A 21559-nucleotide genomic window follows, 5' to 3' on the forward strand; every position below is an offset into this window, starting at 1 on the left:
TGGCGGGACCGTGGCGGCTGACTGGCGGGAGGGTGGCGGGTTGCTGACGTGTTGCCCGCGCCCTGGCCGAACCTAAGCTCAGGATCATGAACGAGACACGTATCGCAGAACTCCGACGCGCCAAGGGCTGGACGCAGGAGCAGCTCGCCGCCGCGAGCGGAGTCGGCATCCGCACCGTCCAGCGGGTCGAGTCCGGCCACGACGCCAGCATGAGCACCATCGGGCTACTCGCCGACGCCCTCGGCGTGCAGGTGAGCGAGCTGTTCGTCCGGGTGGAGCACGACCGCTTCGAGCAGGCCGTCGACGGGCTCGAGGCGCGCAGGAGGCAGCAGGCCAGACGCGACGCGTACACGGCGGGGGTCAACGCGACGTTCCGTGGCGTCGGCGTGCTCGTCGTGTTCGTCACGGCCGCACTCGTCCTCACCGGGGTGCTCAACGGGATGGGCTGGCTCATCATCCCCGCCTACTGGGGCGGGGGCCAGCTCCTGCTGATGGCCGCCGTCCACCTCTGGATCGACCCGCGGCTCGACCGGCGCTTCCCCCTCACGGTGCCGAGCAGCACGGAGCACGGCGGTACGGCCGCGCCCGCCGCCGCACCGGGCGGTGCGCCCTCTGCGGGCACGACGGCACGCCCGTCGACGGAGAGCACCTCAACCGACGAACCCGCGGCCGGCGACGACGCCAACCACGGAGGACGCTAGGCCAACCGCGCGCCCTGGCTCGGACTGGTGACGGTGTAAGCCTCGTGGCCGGAGGCGCGCAGCTCCTCGGAGACGGCGTGAGCGTGCTCCGCGTCGGCGACGAGGAACGCCAGGCTCGGCCCGGAGCCGACGACCATCCCGGCCAGGGCCCCGGCGAGCTCCCCCCGCTCCATCACGGTCGTCAGCTCGGGGCGCATCCGCAACACGGGCGCCTGCAGGTCGTTGTGCATCGCCTCGGCCAGCTGGTACGGGTCGCCCGCCCTGATGGCGTGCAGCACCTCGACAGGCACGACGGGGCTGCGCTGCGCGGGACCGATGTCCTGCACGTGCCGTTCCCTGTGCTCGTCGAGCGCGCGATACGCGGTCACCGTCGACAGCCCCTCGCCGCTGAGCACGATGACCCAGTGGAACACGCCCGTCGCCAGCACCGGGCTGAGCTGGTCCCCCCTGCCCGTGCCGATCGCGGAACCGCCGCGGAGGGCGAACGGCACGTCGGCTCCGATGCGCGAGGCGAGCGAGGTGAGTTCCTCGCGGCTCATGTCCAGCCCCCACAGCTCGTGGCAGGCCAGCAGTGCCGCCGCGGCGTTCGCGGAGCCGCCGCCGAGGCCGCCCGACACCGGGAGGAGCTTGTCGACGTGCAGGTGCACGCCCTCGGCGACCCTCCCCCTGCGGGCGAGCGCCTTCGCCGCGCGCAGGGTGAGCGCCGCGGCCGGAACCGGAACGGCCGCCCCGCTGGCCGGGTGGGCGGCGGTCATGCGGAAGCCCTCGGCGGGGCTCGCCGTCACCGTGTCGGAGACGGCGAGCGACTGGTAGGCGGTCGCGATCTCGTGATAGCCGTCCTCCATGACCGCGCCGACGCCGAGGAAGACGTTGATCTTGCCCGGGGCGCTCGCGCGAACGGCGCGGCTGGGGGGCGAGGGCGTCATGGGTTAAATCTAGACCAGCCGCGCGGTGCCGGACGCCCGGCTCAGACGCCTGCGGCGCGGGCGATGCGAAGGAAGTCGTCCATGACGAGGGACTCGCCCCTCGCCTCCGGCGAGACGCCCGCGGACTCCAGGACCGCGGACGCCGCCGCACCGGAGCCGTACAGCGGGGACAGCGCGCCCCTGAGCATCTTGCGCCGCTGCTGGAACGCGAGGTCCACGATGCGGAACGTCGCCCGGCGCTCCTCCTCGGTGCCCGGCAGCTCGTCCGCGCGCTCGAAGCCGACGAGGACGCTGTCGACGTTCGGCACGGGCCAGAAGATCTGCCGGCTCACCTGCCCGACCAGGCGCCAGCGCCCGTACCACGACGCCTTGACGCTGGGGCTGCCGTAGATCTTCGACCCGGGCACCGCGGCGAGGCGGTGGCCGACCTCGGCCTGCACCATGACGACGCCGGAGGCCAGGCTGGGGAAGTGCTCGAGGAAGTGCAGGAGCACGGGCACCGACACGTTGTACGGCAGGTTGGCGACCAGGCGCCTCGGCGCGCGGTCCAGCTCGGTGACCTCGAGCGCGTCGGCGGGGATCACCGTCAGGGAGGCGCCGTCGCTGCGCTCGGCGACGGTTCGCTCCAGGCGCGCGGCCAGGCGCGGATCGATCTCGACGGCGGTGACGTGCGCCCCGGCCTCGAGGATGCCCAGGGTCAGCGAGCCCAGCCCCGGCCCGATCTCGACGATGTCGTCGCCCGGCTGCACGCCGGCGACCTCGACGATGCGGCGCACCGTGTTGTGGTCGACGACGAAGTTCTGCCCCCACTTCTTGGTCGGGGTGACGTCGAGCTCGGCGGCGAGCTTACGGATGTCCGCCGCCCCGAGTAGCCTGACCGCGCTCATGCGCCGACGCCCTCTCCGTCGGCGGCGTCGGAGGCGGCGGCGTCGGCGAGGCCCTCACCCCACGAGCCGTAGACGCGCTCCGTCGTGGCGTTCAGCGTCTCGGCGAGCTCGGCGACGTCCAGGCCCCGCTGCTCGGCGAGGAAACGCACGGTGTGCGGCAGCAGGTAGGGCGCGTTCGGCCGCCCCCTGAACGGCGTCGGGGTCAGGAACGGCGCGTCCGTCTCGACCAGGAGCAGCTCCGTCGGCACGAGCGCGACCGCCGCACGCAGCGCGGAGGCGTTGCGGAAGGTGATCGTCCCCGACACGGACATGAACCAGCCGTTGCGGACGCACAGCTCGGCGAGCTCCGCGTCGCCGGAGAAGCAGTGGAACACCGTGCGCTCGGGCGCACCCACCCGCTCGAGCGTCGCGACGACCTCGGCGTGGGCGTCCCTGTCGTGGATCTGCAGGGCGATGTCGCGCTCGGCGGCGACGCGGATGTGCTCCTCGAAGGAGCGGAACTGCGCCTGACGCCCCTCCTCCCCCGTTCGGAAGAAGTCCAGGCCGGTCTCGCCGACGGCCCGCACGCGCGGGCGCCCTGCCAGCTCGTGCAGCTCGGCGATGGCGTCGTCCAGCGTGCCGGCGGCGGCCAGCCCCGGGGCGTCGTTGGGGTGGATCGCGACGGCGGAGAGGACCCGCGGGTCGCTCCCGGCCAGCTCGGCACCCCAGCGCGAGGTGGCGAGGTCGGTGCCGACCTGCACGATCCCCTGCACGCCGACGCTCGCCGCCCGTCGCAGCTGCTCGGACGGCTGCAGCGGCGACTCGCCGTCGGCGAACTCGATGTGCGTGTGGTTGTCGTACACCGCCACCGGAAGCGGCTCGGGGAGCGGCGGGTAGCTGAGGTCCTTCCGGCCGTCCGCGGACCGTTCCCTGATCGGCGCCGGCTCGTGCTGCGCGCTCACGACGGCTACTGCGCGCTCTCGTCGATGCGCGGGAACAGCGGCGCGGGGACGCTCACCGTGGTTCCGGCTGGCAGCTGGCCCCAGCGTCCGGCGTCGCGGACCGGCTGAGCGCTGAGATCGCCCAGTCCCGCCGTCGCGCCGAGCGAGTCCCACAGCACGGCGGCCGCCTTCGGCGTCACCGGCGACAGCAGCACCGCGAGCGCGCGCAGGCCCTCCGTCACCGTGTACAGCACGGTGGCGAGGCGGTCGCGCGAGCCGGGGTCCTTCGCCAGAGCCCACGGCTCCTGCTCGGTGATGTAGCCGTTGAGCGCGTCGACGAGGGTCCACACCTGCGCGATGGCGTCGCCGACGGCGAGCCGGTCGATGGCGGCGTCGGCGTTCTCGGCGGCGCCGAGCGCGATGCGGGCGATCTCCTGCTCCGCCTCCCCCGGCGTTCCCGACTCCGGCACGACCCCGTCGAAGTAACGCTGCACCATGCTCAGCCCCCGCGAGGCAAGGTTGCCGAAGCCGTTGGCGAGCTCCGCGTGGTAGCGCGCCGACAGGTCCTCCCAGCTGAACGAGCCGTCCTGGCCGAGCGTGATCGCGCGCATGAAGTAGTAGCGGAAGGCGTCGGAGCCGAAGGTATCGGTGATCTCGTTCGGGGCGATGCCGGTCAGCTTCGACTTGGACATCTTCTCGCCCCCGACGAGCAGCCAGCCGTGTCCGAACACGCGCGCCGGCACCTCGAGCCCCGCGGCCATGAGCATCGCCGGCCAGATGACGGCGTGGAAGCGCAGGATGTCCTTGCCCACCAGGTGGACGGCGGGCCAGCGTCGGGCGAAGGCCTCGTCGTCGCTGCCGTAGCCGGCGGCGGTGATGTAGTTGAGGAGGGCGTCGAACCACACGTAGACGACGTGACTGTCGTCCCAGGGCACCTTCACGCCCCAGTCGAAGGTGGAGCGGGAGATCGACAGGTCGCTGAGCCCCTGCCGGACGAACTGCACGACCTCGTTGCGCGCGGACTCGGGCTGGACGAACTCGGGGCGCTCCTCGTAGAGCGCCAGCAGCCGCTCGCCGAAGTCGCTCATGCGGAAGAAGTAGTTCTTCTCGTGCAGCAGCTCGACCGGCTTGGTGTGGATCGCGCAGACCTTCAGGCCCTCGTACTCGCCCGTGCCGTCGACGAGCTCGCTGAGCTGCTTGTACTCCTCGCAGCCGACGCAGTAGTAGCCCTCGTACTCGCCCGCGTAGATGAAGCCGTCGTCGTAGAGCTTCTGCAGGAAGCGGCGCACGTTCTCCTCGTGGCGCGGCTCCGTGGTGCGGATGAAGTCGTCGTTGCGGATGTCGATGGTCTCCAGCAGCGGCTTCCAGGAGTCCTCGACGAGCTTGTCCGCCCAGGCCTGGGGGGTCACGCCGTTCGCGGTCGCCGTGCGGAGGATCTTCTCGCCGTGCTCGTCGGTCCCGGTGAGCATCCAGGTGTCGTCGCCCGCCTGACGGTGCCAGCGCGCCAGCACGTCGGCCGCCACCTCGGTGTAGGCGTGCCCGATGTGGGGGGCGTCGTTGACGTAGAAGATGGGCGTCGTGATGGAGAAGGAACTGCCGGTGGCCATGTGCTCAATCCTAGAGCCACGGGCGGCCTGCTCCCTCCATGTGACGGGGCGGGGCCGGGGGTCACGCTCGTCCCCGTCCGGCCGCCGGGGGTCCCGACGGCTCGCCGGTGCCCACGGCCGGCGGGGCACCCCGCTCCGCCGCGCGTCGGCGGGCTATCCCTCGCCCGGAGGGCCGGAGGGTGCGCCCTGGTCCTGCCTGGCGGTCAGCGCGCGCTGGTAGAGCTCGCGGCGGGCCGCGCCCGTCTCACCGGCGACCTGCGCGGTGGCGTCCTTGAGCCTGACGCCCGAGGCGACGAGCGCCTGGACCCTGGCCAGCGCGTCCTCCGGGTCCGCCTCGCGCTCGGCCGCCCCGGCGACGACGAGGACGATCTCGCCCCTCACGCCGTCGGCCGCCCAGGCGGCGAGCTCCGCCGCCGAGCCCCGCGCGACCTCCTCGTGCAGTTTGGTCAGCTCCCGGCAGACGGCGACGCGGCGTCCGGCCCCGAGCTCGGACACGACGTCGGCGAGCGCGTCGGCGATGCGGTGCGGCGACTCGAAGAACACCAGCGTGCGCCGCTCCTCGGCGACCGCCCGCAGGGTGCGTCGACGCTCGGAGGGGCGGCGGGGCAGGAACCCGTCGAAGGCGAAACGGTCGGTGGGCAGCCCGGACAGCGCGAGCGCCGTCACCACCGCGCTCGGCCCGGGTAGCGCCGTGACGTCGACACCTGCGGCGACGGCGGCCTCGACCAGGTGGTAGCCGGGGTCCGACACGGTCGGCATCCCGGCGTCGGAGAGCACGAGGACGTCCTCGTCGCGCGCGCGCTCCACGATCTCGGCCGCCCGGTCCCGCTCGTTGTGGTCGTGCAGCGCCACCAGGCGCGGTCGGTTCGCGACGCCGAGCGCCTGCAGCAGCCGGACGGTGGTCCTGGTGTCCTCGGCGGCGACGAGGGTGGCGTTCTCCAGCGCCTCGACCAGACGCCGCGAGGCGTCGCCGAGGTTGCCGATCGGGGTGGCGGCGAGAATGATCATCCCGACCATCCTCCCACCCGGAGCGTCGCCCGCCGCCGTCTAGACTGTTGCGGTGCCCACGTCCGACCCGTCATCGCCCGCGTCGACGGACGACGCCGCCGCCGGGACCGGGGAGGCCGCGACGGTCCAGGCCGCGACGGCGCAGGCCACGGCGGAGCCCACGGCCGAGGCCGTGACGACGCCCGTGCCCGTCCCCGCCGTCCCGACCGGGAGCCGCCTCGACGAGCGCATGGCAGCACTGATGACACGGCCGTGGCTCACCCGGCTGTGGACGTGGGGCGCTCCGGCCGTCGTCCTCCTGGTGGCCGCCGTGCTCCGGCTGTGGAACCTCGGCCACCCGCACGAGCTCGTCTTCGACGAGACCTACTACGTCAAGGACGCGTACACGCTCCTCCACAACGGCTACGAGTCGACGTGGCCGGACGAGCCGAACGAGCGCTTCAACGCGGGCGACACGGACATCTTCGGCACCGACGCGTCGTACGTCGTGCACCCGCCGCTGGGAAAGTGGCTCATCGCGCTCGGCCTGGCTGTGTTCGGCGCGGGCGACAGCGTCGGATGGCGGATCTCGACCGCGGTCGTGGGGATCCTCGGCGTCGCGCTCGTCATGGTCGCCGCACGGCTGCTGCTGCGCTCGCGCCTGCTCACGGTCGTCGCCGGGACGCTCATGGCCGTGGACGGCCACGCGATCGTCATGTCGCGCGTGGCGATCCTCGACAACTCGGTCATGTTCTTCGCCCTGCTCGGCTTCGTCTTCGTGCTGCTGGACAGACGTCACTACGGCGCGAGGCTGGCCGCGGCCGTCGTTGGCTCGCCGCTGGGGACAGGCCCGGCGATCTGGTGGCGGCCCTGGCTGATCGCGGCGGGCGCGGCGTTCGGGGCGACGACCGCGGTCAAGTGGTCGGGGCTGTACTTCCTCGCCGCCTTCGGCCTCTACGTCGTCGGCAGCGACATCCTGCGCCGCCGCCGGCTGGGGCTGCCGCTGTTCGTCCGCGGCGCCCTGTTCACCCAGGGACCGGTGAGCTTCGTGCTGATGGTGCCGGTGGCCGCCGCCGTCTACCTGGCCAGCTGGACCGGCTGGTTCGTCACCGAGGGCGGCTACGACCGGCACTGGGCCGAGCAGCCCGGCAACGCGGCGACCGGCGTGTTCTCCTGGATCCCGCTGTCGCTGCAGTCGCTGCTGCACTACCACCAGAGCGCCTACAGCTACCACGTCGGCCTCGACTCCCCGCACACCTATCAGGCCAGTCCACTCGGCTGGAGCCTGCTGCTGCGGCCGACGAGCATGTTCTACGCCTCGAGCACCGCGGGCGAGGGGGACTGCGCCGCCCAGGCCTGCTCCCAGGCGATCACGTCGATCGGCAACCCGCTGATCTGGTGGGCGGGCACCGCCGCCCTGTTCTACCTGCTGTACCGCTACGTCGCCCGCGGCGAGTGGACGCACGGAGCCATCCTGATGGGCATCGTCGCGGGCTACCTGCCGTGGATGATGTACCTCAACCGCACGGTGTTCCAGTTCTACTCGATCGCCTTCGAGCCCTACCTCATCCTGGCGCTGACGGCGGTGATCGGGATCGTCGTCGGCACGCCGCGGTCGCCGCGGCACACCCGGACGAGCGGGCTGATGCTCCTCGCCGTGTTCCTCGCGGGCGTGATCGTGCTCAGCGCGTTCTGGTACCCGCTGTGGACGGGCATGACGGTGAGCTACGACTTCTGGCACCTGCACATGTGGTTCCCGTCCTGGGTGTGAGGCACGACGGAGATGCCCCTCACCGCTGACGCGCGTGCGCTCGGCCCCGGACTCGCCGTCGCCGCCGGGGGCGCCACTGCCGCTCTGGCCCTCGCGGTCGCCGTGCCCGCGCTGCCGTGGCTGAGCTGGTGCGTGCTCCTCGGCGTCGCCGTCGGCCAGCTGCCCGCCGCCCGGCGCCTGCTCGACGGTCCGGCGCGGGCCGGCACGGCGTTGGCCTCACGCGGTCTCCTGCGGATCGGCATCGTTCTGCTCGGCTTCTCCGTCAGCATCCCGACGCTGCTGTCCATCGGCTGGGCGGGGTTCGCCGGCACCGTGCTCCTCGTGGTCGCCACGCTCGCGGTGACGGTGGCGCTGGCCGCACTCGCCCGGCTGCCGCGGACCGAGGGGCTGCTGCTCGCGGCGGGGTTCTCCATCTGCGGGGCGAGCGCCGTCGCGGCGATGGGGGCGGCGATCGGCGCGAAGACGAGGGAGCAGGCCACGCCGGTCGCCCTGGTCACCCTGTGCGGCACGGCGTCGATCGGCCTGCTGCCGCTGCTGTGGCACCCGCTCGGCCTCGACGCGGCCCAGTTCGGCCGGTGGGTGGGCGCGAGCGTCCACGACGTCGGCCAGGTCGTCGCGACGGCGCAGCTGGCGGGTCAGGCCGCCCTCGCCCTCGCCCTCGTCGTCAAGCTCAACCGGGTGGTGCTCCTCGCCCCTGTCGTCGCCGTCGCCGGAGCGGTGCACCGGCGCCGTCACCGCCGGTCCCCCGCGCCCGCGGGGCCCCGGCCTCCGGTCGTCCCGCTGTTCGTCGCAGGGTTCCTCGCGGCTCTCGTCGTGGGGTCGGTGGTTCCGCTCCCTGCCGCGGTGCTGACCGGGATCGCGACGGCGCAGTCCGCGCTCTTCGCTCTCGCCCTGTTCTGCCTGGGCGCGGCCGTCCGCCTGCGCGAGCTGCTCACGCAGCAGTGGCGGGCGCTGCTCGTCGCCCTCGGCGCGTGGGCCTTCGTCGCGTCGGCGGGCTACCTGCTCGTGCGCGTCCTCACCTGAGTCCGGGCGCGCCGCCGATCAGGCGCGCGAGCCGTCGCGGATGTCGCGGAGGAAGCCCTCCGCGTGGGCCCGCAGCACGCGGATGCGACGCTGGCGCTCGCCCTCCACGTCGAAGCCGAGGTACGCCTCCCGCGGGGGGACGCGCACGTTGGCGGAGCACTGGAACCGCTCGCAGATGAGCGTTCCGACGGTGTCGCCGTTGCGTCCGGCCGCTCCGGCGCGGCGCACGTTGAACTGCACGACCTCGTTCGGCAGCAGCACGTCCTCGCACCAGCTGCACTGGGCCCGCGCCCGCGGAGTCCCCTCGGTCTGGCGCAGCAGGATTCCGGCCGGCTCGCCGTCGAGGTCGACGACGATGTAGCCCACACGCGGCAGCTTCGGGTCCCGCCAGCCCAGGTAGTCGAGGCGGTCGGCGTCGACGGCGGCGAGATCGGGCATGACGATCGCGGCGCGCTCGCGCTGGGACACGTTGAGGAAGGAGGATCGGATCTGCGACTCGGTCAGAGGGATCATCGAGGGCACCTGTTCGATTGGCCGCGTCGGGCGGCAGACGACGCCGCCGGGTGGGCGGCGCAGCCCGGGGCGTGGGCGTGGGACGCCGACCACCGGGGGCACGCAGGCGAGTATACGTCCGTCGCGACCGTCACCCGCACCCGCGCTGCACCGGCAACGATCCCCGCAACAGCGGGGGCGAGGGTGGGCGCCGAACCGGCCGCGGGCGGCGGGCGCCGTGGAACGAGCGGGACGGCACATGCCCGGCCGAGCCGGGTCGGGCCGGGCCGGAACGACGACGCGGCGCCGGCCGGATCACTCCGGTCGGCGCCGCATGGTCGCGCGATCATCGCTCAGGCCGTTGCCCCCGAACCGACGGGTTCGGCACCTCTGACCGCGTCGCCGTCGACCGTCGTGGCGGCGTCCGCCGGAGCGTGTCCCCCGGAGGGGCGGCCCGCCTGAACGGGCTGCCCCGTCGACACCGCAGCTGTGCGGGTGTCCCCGGAGAGCCTCGCCCTCGTGCCCTCGACGATCTCGAGGACGATGGGCGGCTGCTCACCGAGGAACACGTCGAGACCGCGGGCGCTGTCCTCCGCCGTGGCGACCACCTCTCCGATCGCCGCCCCCGAACGAAGCTGCACCCGGAGCACCAGGACGCCGCGACGGCGGACCCGGTACGACCCCGAGCCCACGTGCACCACGTCGGGACGCTCGAGCAGGGCAGCACGCAGCACCTGCGCCGCGGTACCCGCCTCCAGCACCACGCCGCCGGCCAGCTGCGACGTCGAGCGCCGCTCGCTGAGGACCTTGGTCCGGCCCCCGCCGCGGGTGAACAGGACGACCACCGCGACGATGACCACGATGCCGCCGAGGACGAGACAGATCGCCGCGAACACGGACTCGGGCGTCAGCCCGGCACTGTCCGCGAGCTGCTGGACCTGCCCGCTCGCCCACGCGGCCGACCGGCCGACGAGCTCCCTGGTCTGGTCCCTCCACGGCCAGGGGATCGTCGTGGCCAGCACGAGCAGTCCTCCGGCCAGCAGGAGCAGCCCGACCAGCCCGATGAGCAGGCGGTTGAGGAAACGATTCGTCTTCGTCATGCCCCCACCTTTCCGTTCTGGTCGACGTGGACACTGACCCGCAGGCGCTCGGTCCCCGTCGCGGTCAGCTCGTCCTCGACGGCACTCACCACCGCACCCTCGTCGATCCGGAAGCCCGAGCTCGGCCGGATGCGCAGCTGCACGCTGCGTCGGCCGACCGTCGCCGTCACCTGGCCGCTGTCGACGCCGGAGGCGACCCGAGCCGCCCTGGCCGCCGCCGAGGCGAGCACGCGATCGTCGACGACAACGGCGATCCGCTCGGCCGACAGGCCGTGTCGGGCGCGACGCGCCCCGCCGAGGCTGAGCGCCACGAGGACCACGCCGACGACGACCGCGGCCACCGCACCGCCTGTGACGACGGGGTCGGCACTGGACGTGCCGTCCACCACCGCGGCGACGAGCGCACCGGGAGCGACGAGCAGGGCCGGAGCCCCGAGCAGCCACAGGACCGTCTCGACGCCGAGCCACAGCACGACGAGCGTCAGCAGCACGAGCACGAAGCCGACGAGCACCGAGCGCGAACGGTGGGTGATCCGACGCAGCTGCCTGCGGTACAACCGCTGGGTCGCCGGAGCGACGCCGCTGAACTGTTCAGTCATCTCACCCTCCGTGTGCTCTCGGGGACGACACCGGTCACCACGAGGGTGACGGCACTGACCTCTGCCCCGGTCTGGACGCTCACGCCGTCGGCGATCGCCGCCCTCTGCTCGTCAACCCAGACGAGCTGGTCACGCCGGGCCGTGCCGAAGACGACGGGCGTCCTCGCATCGACCGCGAGGCCGCCGTCCCTGTCACTGAGACGGACGGAGACCTCCGCTGCGGGGACGCCGAGTGCGGTGGCGACGACGGCTCGCGCCACCGTCGTCAACGCCCCGGGGGCGATCCGCGTGCGGCCGGGGAACGGCGCGGGCTCGGATCGCGCCGTCCGGCGCAGCTCGGCGGCGGTCATGATGACGACCGACGGCCCCGCAGCGCATCGGCCACTCCGCGGAGGTCAATCCTCCCGTCGGCGACCCGGCCCACGACCGCCCCGATCAGCATGAAGACGGCCACGAGCAGGAAACCCCAGAACCCGAACGCCAGGGCGGCGAAGGCCAGGGCGGCCCCCGCCGCCAAGCCGGTGACCGTCCCCGTCACTGGACGCGGCTTTCCTCGGCCTGGTCGTCCTTCTCCTCACCAGGGATGTGGACATCGTTGATCGCGACGTTGATCTCGGCGACCTGCAGCCCGACGAGCTCGGTGATCGCGCGGCCCACGGCCTCGCGGACGCGCTCGGCGACCTGCTGCATCGGCACCGGGTACTCGACGGCGATCGTGATGTCGGCGGCGACCTGCGTCTCGCCGACCTCGACGTGCACGCCCTGCCCGTGGTCGGTGCTGCCGATGGCGTCGCGGAGGGCGCCGAAGGCCCGCGCTGCGCCGCCGCCGAGGGCGTAGACGCCCTTGACCTCGCGGGCGGCGATGCCGGCGACCTTGGCGACGACCGAGTCGTCGATGACGGTCTTGCCCGCGCCGGACCCCTCGGCCGGGGTGTTGACGGAACGGTCGACCCGAGGAGTGTTCGAGCGGACGTCAGCAGTGCTGTTCTCAGCCATGATTGTTCCCTTTCATCTGTCGCGTGAGCCCTGATCGGGCATCGCGTCGGTTATGAAGGAGACGTGCGGCGTGAGAGAACGTCACGCTCGCGCGGCAAAAACTTTTCTCACCACGCGCCGACGTACTCGGACACCTCGCTGCCGACCGGCTGCGAGCGGACGACGAGGGGCAGCGCGCGGTCCACGGCGAGGGAGATCCGCTCGTGCACCCGGGGCGACACCAGCTCGTACCCGGTGAAGTCGCTCGTCGACGCATACACCCCGATCGGCAGCGTGAGCGCCTGGAAGAAGCCGAAGAGCGGCCGGAAGCTGTGCTCGAGGATGAGTGCGTGCCGCTCCCCGCCCCCCGTCGCCGACACCAGCACCGGAGTGTCGACGAGCGCGTACTGGTCGACGAAGTCGAAGAGGTGCTTGAACAGCCCGGTGAAGCTGGCCCGGTACACGGGGCTCGCGACGACGAGCAGGTCGGCCTGCTCGATGCGGCGGACCTCCTGCTCGGCCGCGGCGCTGAGCTCGTCGCGGCTGAGCGCTCCGGAGATCTCCCTGCCGAGCACGGAGAGCTCGATCAGGTGCGGGTTGATCGGGGTGCGCGCTCCGAACTCCTCGACGATGGACCGAAGCAGCACCGTCGTCTTGCTCGGCTCGTGCAGGCTTCCGGAGACGGCGACGACGTTGAGGGGCGCGTTCTCGGGGCGATCGGTCATGCCCCGAAACTAGACCCGCCGTCCCGGCCGCGGCGACCGGCGGCGACACGAAACGTAAAACGCGCACGTGCCGCCGCCGTGGCTCAGAAGGCCAGCAGGATCTTCCCCCTCAGGTGTCCCGCCTCCAGCAGCTCGTACGCGTCGCGCACACGGTCGACGGGGAACACCCGCTCGATCGGCACCGTCACCTCGCCGCGGGCGATCAGCTCGACCAGCTCGCGGAGCTGCTCGATGTCGGCGTCGGCACCGCCGGCGTGCGAGGCCCCGAGCTCGACGGCGGTGGCGAGCGTCGCCGCCCCCTCGTTGTCCAGCACGGCGGTGACGCCGTCGGGGGCGAGCAGCCGCAACCGGTCGGCGAGGCCGTCGCCGTAGCGGACGGGCTCCGCCCCGAGCGCGCGGAGGAAGTCCTCGTTCGCCTCACCGACCGTGCCGATCACCCGCGCGCCCGTCCGCAGCGCGAGCTGCGTCGCGATCACCCCGACCCCGCCGGCCGCCGCGCTCACGAGGACGGTGCCGTCCGGCCCCGGTGCGACGGCGGCGACGGCGGCCAGGGCCGTCCGCCCGGCGATCCAGAGGGCACCGGCCACGTCGTCGCCGACGGCGTCAGGGGTGGGAAGAACCTGGTCGGTTCGCGCGACCACCTCGCCCGCCTGCGCCTCGAAGCGGCGTCCGCCGAACACCCTGTCGCCCGGCGCGACGCCGGTCACACCCGGTCCCACCGCGGAGACCACGCCGGCGAAGTCGTTGCCGTTGCCACTGGGCAGGACGGCACCGAACGCCTCGGCGACGGCACCGCCGCGGCGGATCTTCGCGTCGACGGGGTTCAGCCCCGCGCGCGTCACCGCGATCCTCAGCTCCCCCGGGCCGGGGTCGGGGACGACCACGTCCGCGAGCCGGAGCACCTCCGGTCCGCCGAACTCATCGAAAACAACCGCCCGTGTCATATCGTCCTCCCGCCGTCGACGCCCCGGGATCGGGGCTGACGGCTCCAACGCCCGTGCCGGCACGGGATTCCCCCGGTGACACGGTGTGACGCGGACGTCGGCTCAGTTGACCTCGTCCGGGTGGCTTCCGACGCGTCCGTCCCGCTCCAGGCCGTTGATCGCGGTCATCTCCGCGGGGGTGAGATCGAAGTCGAACAGGTCGATGTTGCTGGCGATCCGCTCCCTCGTGCTCGCCTTCGGGAACACGATGATGCCCCGCTGCAGGTGCCAGCGCAGAACCACCTGCGCGGGGCTGACCCCGTGCGCCGTCGCGGCCGCGACGACCGGCTCCTCCTCGAACAGCGGGTACTTGCCCTGGCCGAGCGGGCCCCACGCCTCGGTGAGGATGCCGTGCTCGCGGCCGAACTCGGTGACGTCCTCCTGCTGGAGGGCCGGGTGCAGCTCGATCTGGTTGACGGCCGGCACCGTCCCGCCCTCGGCGAGCACGCGCTCCAGGTGCTCGACCAGGAAGTTCGAGACGCCGATCGCCCTGGCCTTGCCGTTCGCCCTGATCTGCTCGAGCGCGTGCCAGCTCTCGATGTAGCGGTCGCGCCGCGGGGTGGGCCAGTGGATGAGGTACAGGTCGACGTAGTCCAGGCCCAGCTTCTCCAGGCTCGCGTCGACGGCGGCGTAGGCCGACTCGGTGCCCTGGTCGGCGTTCCACAGCTTCGTCGTGATGAACAGCTCGTCGCGGGGGATCCCGCTCGCGGCGATGGCCCGGCCGACGCCCTCCTCGTTGCCGTAGATCGCGGCGGTGTCGATGTGCCGGTAGCCGAGCTCGAGCGCCGTCGAGACCAGCCGCTCCGTCTCCCCCGGGTCCACGAGGAACACCCCGAAACCGAGCTGGGGGATGCTCGCTCCGGTGTTCAGGGTCAGGCGGGGGACGTGCAGAGGGCTTGTCATACGTCCCAGGCTAATCACTCCGCCGCCGCGGGGCGACACGGCCGCAGCCGCGTAGACTGGTGAGGCTATGCCCCTGACCATCTCGTACCCCGCCGAGCTGCCCGTCAGCGCGCGCAAGGACGACATCGCCGCGGCGATCCGCGACAACCAGGTCGTCATCGTCGCCGGGGCGACCGGGTCGGGCAAGACGACGCAGCTGCCGAAGATCTGCCTCGAGCTGGGCCGCACGGCCATCGCCCACACGCAGCCGCGACGGATCGCGGCGCGCAGCATCGCCGAGCGCGTCTCCGAGGAGCTCGGGACCGAGCTCGGCGACGTCGTGGGGTACCAGGTCCGCTTCACCGACCAGTCCTCCGCCAACACCCAGCTGACGGTGATGACGGACGGCATCCTGCTCAATGCGATGCACCGCGACAAGCTGCTGCGCGCATACGACACGATCATCATCGACGAGGCGCACGAGCGCAGCCTCAACATCGACTTCCTGCTCGGCTACCTCAAGCAGCTGCTACCCCGCCGCCCCGAGCTGAAGCTCGTCATCACCTCGGCGACGATCGACGTGGACCGCTTCTCGGCCCACTTCGACGACGCCCCGATCATCGAGGTGTCCGGGCGGACCTACCCGGTCGAGATCCGCTACCGGCCGGTCCTCACCGAGGCCGACGAGGACGGCTCCTCCCCCGACGCGACCAGCATGATCGACGGCATCGTGCGCGCCGCCGACGAGCTGGCGAGGGACAACTCCGGCGACGTCCTGGTGTTCCTCAGCGGGGAGGCGGAGATCAGGGACGCCGCCGACGCGCTGCGCGCGCGCTACGGCTCCGACCGCGGCGGCAGCACCGAGATCCTGCCGCTGTACGGGCGGCTGTCCGCCGAGGAGCAGCACCGCGTGTTCCGCCCGTCGACCGCGGCGGGGGTGAAGCGGCGCATCGTCCTCGCGACGAACGTCGCCGAGACCAGCCTCACCGTTCCGGGGATCCGCTCCGTCATCGACACGGGCACCGCGCGCATCTCGCGCTACTCCACCCGGTCGAAGGTCCAGCGACTGCCCATCGAGGCGATCTCGCAGGCCTCGGCGAACCAGCGCTCCGGACGCGCCGGCCGCACGCAGGCCGGCGTGGCGATCCGTCTCTACAGCGAGGAGGACTTCGCCTCCCGCCCCGAGTTCACCGACCCGGAGATCCTGCGCACCAACCTGGCCGCGGTCATCCTGCAGATGATCTCCCTCGGCCTCGGCGACATCGCCGCGTTCCCGTTCCTCGAGCCGCCGGACCCGCGCGGCGTGAAGGACGGGCTCACGCTGCTGCGCGAGCTCGGCGCGGTCACCCCCGAGGGCCGCATCACGGCGATCGGCCGGAAGCTGTCCCGGCTCCCCGTCGACCCGCGCTTCGGCCGGATGATCATCGAGTCCGCGGCACACGGCGTGTCCAGGGAGGTGCTCGCCATCGTCGCCGCCCTCACCATCCAGGACCCCCGCGAGCGGCCGGTCGAGAAGCGGGCGCAGGCCGACGAACGGCACGCGCGCTTCGCCGACCCGCACGGCGACTTCATCACCCTGCTGAACCTGTGGAACTATCTCGAGGACAAGCGGCAGGAACTCTCCTCCAGCGCACTCAGGCGCCTGTGCAAGGCGGAGTTCATCAACTACCTCCGGGTGCGCGAGTGGCAGGACGTCGTGCGCCAGCTCACCCGGCTCGCGAAGCCGCTCGGCCTGACCATCGGCGACCCCTCCGTGGACCCGGACGGCATCCACAAGTCGCTGCTGGCCGGGCTTCTCTCGCAGATCGGCATCAAGGATCAGGCCGCGGCCGACCGCGCGGCGGCGGCGAAGAAGGCGGGACGGCAGGGCCCGAGGTCCGCGGGCGACTATGTCGCGGCACGCGGGACGCGCTTCGTCATCTTCCCCGGGTCGACGCTGGCCAAGAAGCAGCCGGACGCGGTCATGACGAGCGAGCTCGTCGAGACGTCCCGGCTGTTCGCCCGGACGGTCGGCGCGATCGACCCGGCGTGGGCCGAACCGATCGCCGGGGACCTCGTCACGCGCAGCCACAGCGACCCGCGGTGGGAGAAGCGCCAGGGCGCGGCCGTCGCGACCGAGAAGGTGACGCTGTTCGGCGTCCCCATCGTGCCCGGCCGCCGAATCCAGTACGACCGCATCGACCCGGAGGCGGCGCGCGAGCTGTTCCTGCGCCACGCCCTCGTCGAGGGCGAGTGGCCGAACGACGTCCGCCGCGACCGCCTCTACGCCTTCGACCGCCGCAACCGGCAGCTGCGGGCCGAGCTCGGACGGCTGGAGGAGCAGACCAGGCGCCGCGACATCCTCGCCGATGACGACGCCGTCCTCGCCTTCTACGACCGGGTGATCCCCGCCGAGGTGACGAGCGTGCGCAGTTTCGAGGGCTGGTGGAGGGAGGCCAGGAGCCGCACACCCGAGCTGCTCGACCTCAGCAGGGAGGAGCTGCTCCCCGGCGACGAGCCCGCCGTCGACGAGCGCGACTTCCCCGGCAGCTGGCGGCAGGCCGATCAGGTCTTCCGGCTGAGCTACCGCTTCGACCCCGGCTCCGCCGACGACGGCGTGCGGGTCGACATCCCGCTCGCTCTGCTCCCCCGGGTGTCACCCCTGGGCTTCGACTGGCAGGTGCCCGGCATGCGGCGCGAGCTCGTCACCGCGCTGCTCAAGTCGCTGCCGAAGCAGATCCGGCGCACCGTCGTGCCCGCCGCGGACTGGGCCGGCCGCCTCGTCACCGCGCTGGGCGACCCGCCGCAGGCCCTCCCCGACCAGCCGACGACCGACGCGGACACCCTCACCGCGCACCTGGCCAACGCCATCAAGAAGCAGGTCTACGTCGAGGTGGATGCCGGGGACTTCGACCTGTCCCGCGTCCACGACCACCTGAGGGTCACGTTCCGCGTCGTGGACGAGCGCGGCCGGCGGATCCGAAGCGGGAAGGACCTCGGCGAGCTGCAGCGGCTGCTCAGCGAGCGGACGGCGCAGCGCGTCCAGGCGTCGACGCGGACGGCTCACAGCATCGAACGCGAGGGCATCACCCGCTGGGACATGGACGAGATCCCCCGCTACGTCGACACCGAGTCGGGCGGGAACGTCATCCGCGGCTACCCCGCGCTCGAGGACACCGGCGACAGCGTCAGACTGACCGTCGTCGCGACGGCGGCCGAGCAGGCCCGCATCATGCCCGGCGGCCTTCGCCGACTGCTGCTCCTGGCGACCCCCTCGCCGGTGAGCTACGTCCAGCAGCACCTCAGCGCGGCGGAGAAGCTGACGCTGTCCGCCAGCCCGTACCCGAGCACGACCGCCCTGTTCGACGACTGCCTCCGCGCCTGCGTCGACGAGGTGCTCGTCCGGTTGAAGCCGGACGGCCTGCTCTTCCTCCGCGCCGAGTTCGAGGCGGTCAGGGACCGGGTGTCGCAGTCGGTCATGAACGCGATGTTCGACACCGTGTCCACGACGGCGCGGATCCTCACCGGCCAGCGCGCCGCGGAGAAGGCGCTCAAGGCGGCGACGGGGATGAACACCCTCAGCGCGGTCACCGACGCGAAGGCACAGCTGGACGGCCTGGTCTTCCCCGGCTTCATCTCCGCGACGGGACGGGAGCGGCTCGCCCAGCTGCCGCGCTACGTCTCCGGGATCGCCTACCGCGCGCAGCGCCTGCCGGAGAACCCGAACAGGGACAGGGCATGGCAGAACCAGATCGATGCGGCCACCCGTTCCTTCCTCGACGCCGGCGGCTCGATCCCGCTCGCCGCCGACGCACCGGCGTTCCTGGTCCGTACCCGCTGGCTGCTGGAGGAGTTCCGGATCAGCCTGTTCGCCCAGCAGCTGGGAACGGCGGAGACCGTCTCCCCGCAGCGCATCGCCAAGTCGCTCCGCGACCGCGACTGAGGCCACCGACCCTCCGCGCCGTGGCGAGCCCGACCGGGCCCGCCCGCACCGTCCGTGCGCGACGGGCCCGCCCGGCCCTGGTCAGCGTCGCCGAAGCGCGAGGACGGCGAGCAGCAGCGCCACCGCGGACCACGCGGCGAGGCCGAGCAGCGGCAGCAAGCACGCCCCCGGACCGGAGACGGTCAGGTTCGTCGCGTTCACGGCCGCGGTGAACAGCGGCATCGGGGTCGCATCCGCCAGCGTCGTGAGGACGTCGGCCAGCCAGGACGGCACGGAGACGGCGACGATCGAGAACGCCACGGGGACGACGAGCAGCAGCACCCCGACGACGAGGATCGCCACGACCGGGCGCCCGGAGGCGGTGCCGGCCCCGGCGGCGATCAACGCGATGAGGACGATGCCGGCGACGCCGATCACCCCGACCGCGAGGACGGTGCCGATGTCGGTGCTCGCGAGCGGACGCAGCACGACGCCGAGCAGCTGGACGACGACGAACACGACGATCGCGGCGACGGCGGCCACGAGCACCACACCGAGCCAGCGCGCGGTCAGCAGCCGCCCCCGGCGCGGGACGAGCGCGAGCGAGCTCTCCAGCAGCCCGGTGCCCGTGTCCCGTGCAGCCCCCACGGCCAGGACGACGGCGAGCACGACCGCGAGGACGGACAGCGCGGCCTCGGCCCCCGCCGTGGTCGGCGCGGCGAACTCCGGCGTCTCCGCCTCGCCGAGGGCGAGCAGCCCCGTCATCGCCCAGCCGAGCAGAAGCGCGACCGCGACCGCGGTGACGAGCCCGCCGAGGAGCCCTCCCCTGGCGATCAGCCGCGCCAGCTCCGCCCGGGCGACCGCACCGAGGGTCTGACGGCGACGGTCGTCCCTGGCCGTACGACGGCCTCCGGGCGCCGCGCTCATCGCTGCTCCCCCGTCGCCTCGGCCGCGCCGAGCGAGGCGAAGTAGCTGTCCTCGAGCGACGGCGTCTCCGAGCTCAGGTGGCGCAGCGTCCCTCCGGCTCGATACACGATCGCTCCGGCCCGCTCGGGTTCGATGTCGAAGGCGAGGACGCCCTGCCGCGACGGCTCGGCGCGCACGCCCTCCGCACGGAGCGCGGCGACGGCCGCGTCGAGGTCGAGCGCCTCGATGTAGCAGCGGCGCTGACCGACGGTGACGAACTCGTCCAGGCTTCCGGTGCGCACCACGCGGCCCCGGTCGAGCATGACGACGCGGTCGGCGACCAGACCGAGCTCGGCCATGTGGTGGGACGAGAGCAGGACGGCGTTGCCCGCCCTGGCCACCCCGGTGACGAAGCCGCGCAGCCAGCGGATGGCGTCGGGGTCGAGCCCGTTGATCGGCTCGTCCAGGACGAGGTTTGACGGCTCGCAGAGCATCGCCACGGCGATGCCGAGCCTCTGGCGCATGCCGAGGGAGTAGCTCGCGATCCGCTTCGACTCGGCCCCCTCGAGGCCGACGAGGCCGATCAGCTCCGCGGCGCGGGCGACGGGGACGCCCTGGCTCCGCGCGGCGTAGCGCAGGAAGCCGATGCCCGTCATGCGGTCGGGCAGGGTCTCGGCGGAGAGGAAGATCCCGAGCCTCCTCGCCGGCAACGGCGCCTGCCCGAAGGGCTCTCCGTCGACGAGCACCCGACCCTCGTCCGCCCGGGTGATCTGCGCCGCCATGCGCAGCACCGTCGACTTCCCCGCCCCGTTCGGACCGACGAAGCCCGTCACGAGCCCGTCCTCGGCCCGGAAGCTCACCCGGTCGACGACGCGTCGCCCCCCGTAACTCTTGACCACATCCTGCACGTCGATCACGTGCTACCCCCTCTTCTCGTGTGCCGGCCTCCAGCCTGGCATCAACCCGAGCTCGGCGACAGCGAACCGTCCACGACGGAGAGCGCGGTCGGGCGTTCGGTCAGGGTGCGCCGAAGCGGAGCGGGTCGACGAAGTCGGTTCGCAGGACCTGCTCCTCGTCCAGCACCGCCCGCGCGAGGACCTCGCCGATCGCGGGCGCGTGCTTGAACGCGTGGCCGCTGTCGCCCCCGCCGACGACGAGCCGCGGCCCCACGCGGCCAAGCAGGAACTGCCCGTCGGGGGTGCGGGTGATCATGCACGGCTGGACCCGGCTCGGGGTCGGGTCGAGGCCGGGCAGCACCCGGGAGACGACGGCGCTGAGCTCCGCCGTCTCCGCCGGGCTGACGCCCCGATCGAGCTCGTCGGCGCGGATCCGCGGGTGGTCGACGCCGATGTCGCCGAGGCCGACCTTGACGTCCTCGCCCTCGCGCGCGCCGTGCGACCACACGATCGTGGAGTCGGGCAGCTGCCGGATGAACACCGGGTAGTCGGCGATACCGAACCCTTCCCCCTGCCGTGGCGCAAACCAGGTCAGCGGCGACCGGATCGGGTCGAGCGGCAGCGAGGGCACCAGGGTGTCCAGCCAGGCGCCCGCCGTCACCACGGCCTGGCGCGCGCGCAGCCGACCGGCGCCGGTCGTGACGGTGACGCCGTCCTTGTCGACGTCGACGGAGCGAACCCGCGTTCCGGTGACCAGCCGTGCCCCGGCGGCGGTCGCCGCCTCGAGCGCCGCGGACAGGTACTGCTCGGGGTCGGCGACGCCCGCATTCGGGTCGAGCACGGCGACGTCGGTGTCGAGCACCCCGGCCTGCTGCGGGTAGCGGCGACGGAGCTCGTCCGCGTCGATGACCTCGACGTCGATGCCGGCCGCCCTGGCGGCCTCCCGGCTCCCAGCGACGACCTGGCTGTCCGGCGCGCCGACGAAGACGCCGCCCGTCTCGGTCAGGATGCGACGTCCGGTTCTCGCCTCCAGCTCGCGGAACAGCTCCCGCGCGGCGAGGGCGTAGCCGGCGAGCGCCGGGTGTTCGAGGCACGCGACGCGGAACAGCCGGGTGAGCCCGTGCGTCGAACCGAGCGGGTGCGGCGGGGCGAACTGGTCGACGCCGATGACGGACACCCCGCGCTCGGCCAGCCGCCAGGCGGTCGCCGCGCCCATCGCCCCGAGGCCGACGACGATGACGTCCGCGTCGACGCCTCCTCTGCGGGGGCGGGTCGGCG

The 21559-nt window shown here is 72.9% G+C and carries 21 protein-coding genes; 4 read left to right on the plus strand and 17 right to left on the minus strand.

The window, feature by feature from the left end; genetic code table 11:
• The first annotated feature begins 86 nt into the window (after window positions 1-86).
• Window positions 87-701, plus strand: a complete 615-nt coding sequence (locus tag FM119_RS07410; protein WP_087137046.1) for a helix-turn-helix domain-containing protein — start codon at window positions 87-89, stop codon at window positions 699-701.
• On the opposite strand, the gene FM119_RS07415 is transcribed toward FM119_RS07410, so the two are convergent.
• The 5 genes from FM119_RS07415 to rsmI form a co-directional block, all read right to left on the minus strand.
• Window positions 698-1627: a 4-(cytidine 5'-diphospho)-2-C-methyl-D-erythritol kinase gene (locus FM119_RS07415; RefSeq protein ID WP_087137047.1), complete on the minus strand. Its 930-nt coding sequence runs from the start codon at window positions 1625-1627 to the stop codon at window positions 698-700. The genes FM119_RS07410 and FM119_RS07415 overlap by 4 nt on opposite strands.
• 41 nt (window positions 1628-1668) lie before the next feature.
• Window positions 1669-2514: a 16S rRNA (adenine(1518)-N(6)/adenine(1519)-N(6))-dimethyltransferase RsmA gene (gene rsmA, locus FM119_RS07420; RefSeq protein WP_087137048.1), complete on the minus strand. Its 846-nt coding sequence runs from the start codon at window positions 2512-2514 to the stop codon at window positions 1669-1671.
• Window positions 2511-3455 carry a TatD family hydrolase gene (locus FM119_RS07425; RefSeq protein WP_121657661.1) on the minus strand — a complete coding sequence of 315 codons (945 nt, stop codon included), beginning with the start codon at window positions 3453-3455 and terminating at the stop codon, window positions 2511-2513. Before FM119_RS07425 ends, rsmA begins: the two co-directional genes overlap by 4 nt.
• A 5-nt stretch (window positions 3456-3460) precedes the next feature.
• Entirely contained in the window at window positions 3461-5041 is a 1581-nt protein-coding gene (gene metG, locus FM119_RS07430) for a methionine--tRNA ligase (RefSeq protein WP_245827362.1), read from the minus strand.
• A gap of 153 nt (window positions 5042-5194) precedes the next feature.
• A complete protein-coding gene (gene rsmI / locus FM119_RS07435; RefSeq protein WP_087137049.1) occupies window positions 5195-6049 on the minus strand; it encodes a 16S rRNA (cytidine(1402)-2'-O)-methyltransferase in 855 nt (284 codons plus the stop codon).
• 52 nt (window positions 6050-6101) lie between these two features.
• Here rsmI and FM119_RS07440 point away from each other — a divergent pair, with 52 nt between their 5' ends.
• Together FM119_RS07440 and FM119_RS07445 are read left to right on the plus strand one after the other, a co-directional pair.
• A complete protein-coding gene (locus tag FM119_RS07440) occupies window positions 6102-7799 on the plus strand; it encodes a dolichyl-phosphate-mannose--protein mannosyltransferase (RefSeq protein WP_245827363.1) in 1698 nt (565 codons plus the stop codon).
• Between the two features lie 12 nt (window positions 7800-7811).
• Complete coding sequence (locus FM119_RS07445; RefSeq protein ID WP_087137050.1) at window positions 7812-8822, plus strand: YeiH family protein; 1011 nt, start codon at window positions 7812-7814, stop codon at window positions 8820-8822.
• An 18-nt stretch (window positions 8823-8840) separates the two neighbouring features.
• Here the strand turns inward: FM119_RS07445 and FM119_RS07450 are convergent, their stop codons facing one another.
• The 9 genes from FM119_RS07450 to FM119_RS07490 form a co-directional block, all read right to left on the minus strand.
• Window positions 8841-9335 carry an FBP domain-containing protein gene (locus FM119_RS07450; RefSeq protein ID WP_087137051.1) on the minus strand — a complete coding sequence of 165 codons (495 nt, stop codon included), beginning with the start codon at window positions 9333-9335 and terminating at the stop codon, window positions 8841-8843.
• Window positions 9336-9667: 332 nt separating this feature from the next.
• Window positions 9668-10414 carry a hypothetical protein gene (locus FM119_RS07455; protein ID WP_087137052.1) on the minus strand — a complete coding sequence of 249 codons (747 nt, stop codon included), beginning with the start codon at window positions 10412-10414 and terminating at the stop codon, window positions 9668-9670.
• Window positions 10411-11013: a hypothetical protein gene (locus FM119_RS07460; RefSeq protein ID WP_087137053.1), complete on the minus strand. Its 603-nt coding sequence runs from the start codon at window positions 11011-11013 to the stop codon at window positions 10411-10413. Before FM119_RS07460 ends, FM119_RS07455 begins: the two co-directional genes overlap by 4 nt.
• Window positions 11010-11363 (minus strand): hypothetical protein, encoded by a 354-nt coding sequence (locus tag FM119_RS07465; RefSeq protein WP_087137054.1) that lies wholly within the window; start codon window positions 11361-11363, stop codon window positions 11010-11012. Before FM119_RS07465 ends, FM119_RS07460 begins: the two co-directional genes overlap by 4 nt.
• Window positions 11360-11551: a DUF2273 domain-containing protein gene (locus FM119_RS07470; protein ID WP_087137055.1), complete on the minus strand. Its 192-nt coding sequence runs from the start codon at window positions 11549-11551 to the stop codon at window positions 11360-11362. The genes FM119_RS07465 and FM119_RS07470 overlap by 4 nt, the downstream gene beginning before the upstream one ends.
• A complete protein-coding gene (locus FM119_RS07475) occupies window positions 11548-12009 on the minus strand; it encodes an Asp23/Gls24 family envelope stress response protein (RefSeq protein WP_087137056.1) in 462 nt (153 codons plus the stop codon). The genes FM119_RS07470 and FM119_RS07475 overlap by 4 nt, the downstream gene beginning before the upstream one ends.
• 107 nt (window positions 12010-12116) lie before the next feature.
• Window positions 12117-12713 carry an FMN reductase gene (gene msuE / locus FM119_RS07480; protein ID WP_087137057.1) on the minus strand — a complete coding sequence of 199 codons (597 nt, stop codon included), beginning with the start codon at window positions 12711-12713 and terminating at the stop codon, window positions 12117-12119.
• Window positions 12714-12796: 83 nt separating this feature from the next.
• Window positions 12797-13657 (minus strand): NADP-dependent oxidoreductase, encoded by an 861-nt coding sequence (locus FM119_RS07485; protein WP_087137058.1) that lies wholly within the window; start codon window positions 13655-13657, stop codon window positions 12797-12799.
• A gap of 102 nt (window positions 13658-13759) precedes the next feature.
• Window positions 13760-14599 (minus strand): aldo/keto reductase, encoded by an 840-nt coding sequence (locus FM119_RS07490; RefSeq protein WP_087137059.1) that lies wholly within the window; start codon window positions 14597-14599, stop codon window positions 13760-13762.
• A gap of 67 nt (window positions 14600-14666) precedes the next feature.
• Here FM119_RS07490 and hrpA point away from each other — a divergent pair, with 67 nt between their 5' ends.
• The gene (gene hrpA, locus FM119_RS07495) at window positions 14667-18500 is read left to right on the plus strand and encodes an ATP-dependent RNA helicase HrpA (RefSeq protein ID WP_087137060.1); all 3834 of its coding nucleotides are present in this window, start codon (window positions 14667-14669) and stop codon (window positions 18498-18500) included.
• Between the two features lie 81 nt (window positions 18501-18581).
• Here hrpA and FM119_RS07500 read toward each other — a convergent pair whose 3' ends face one another.
• From FM119_RS07500 to solA, 3 genes are all read right to left on the minus strand, one after another.
• Window positions 18582-19406, minus strand: a complete 825-nt coding sequence (locus FM119_RS07500) for a hypothetical protein (RefSeq protein ID WP_087137061.1) — start codon at window positions 19404-19406, stop codon at window positions 18582-18584.
• Entirely contained in the window at window positions 19403-20302 is a 900-nt protein-coding gene (locus FM119_RS07505; protein ID WP_087137062.1) for an ABC transporter ATP-binding protein, read from the minus strand. Before FM119_RS07505 ends, FM119_RS07500 begins: the two co-directional genes overlap by 4 nt.
• A 100-nt stretch (window positions 20303-20402) precedes the next feature.
• The coding region (solA, locus tag FM119_RS07510) for an N-methyl-L-tryptophan oxidase (protein ID WP_087137063.1) at window positions 20403-21559 on the minus strand (1157 nt) is incomplete at its 5' end.

The organism is Mycetocola reblochoni REB411 (genome assembly GCF_900163835.1).
GTDB lineage: Bacteria > Actinomycetota > Actinomycetes > Actinomycetales > Microbacteriaceae > Mycetocola_B > Mycetocola_B reblochoni.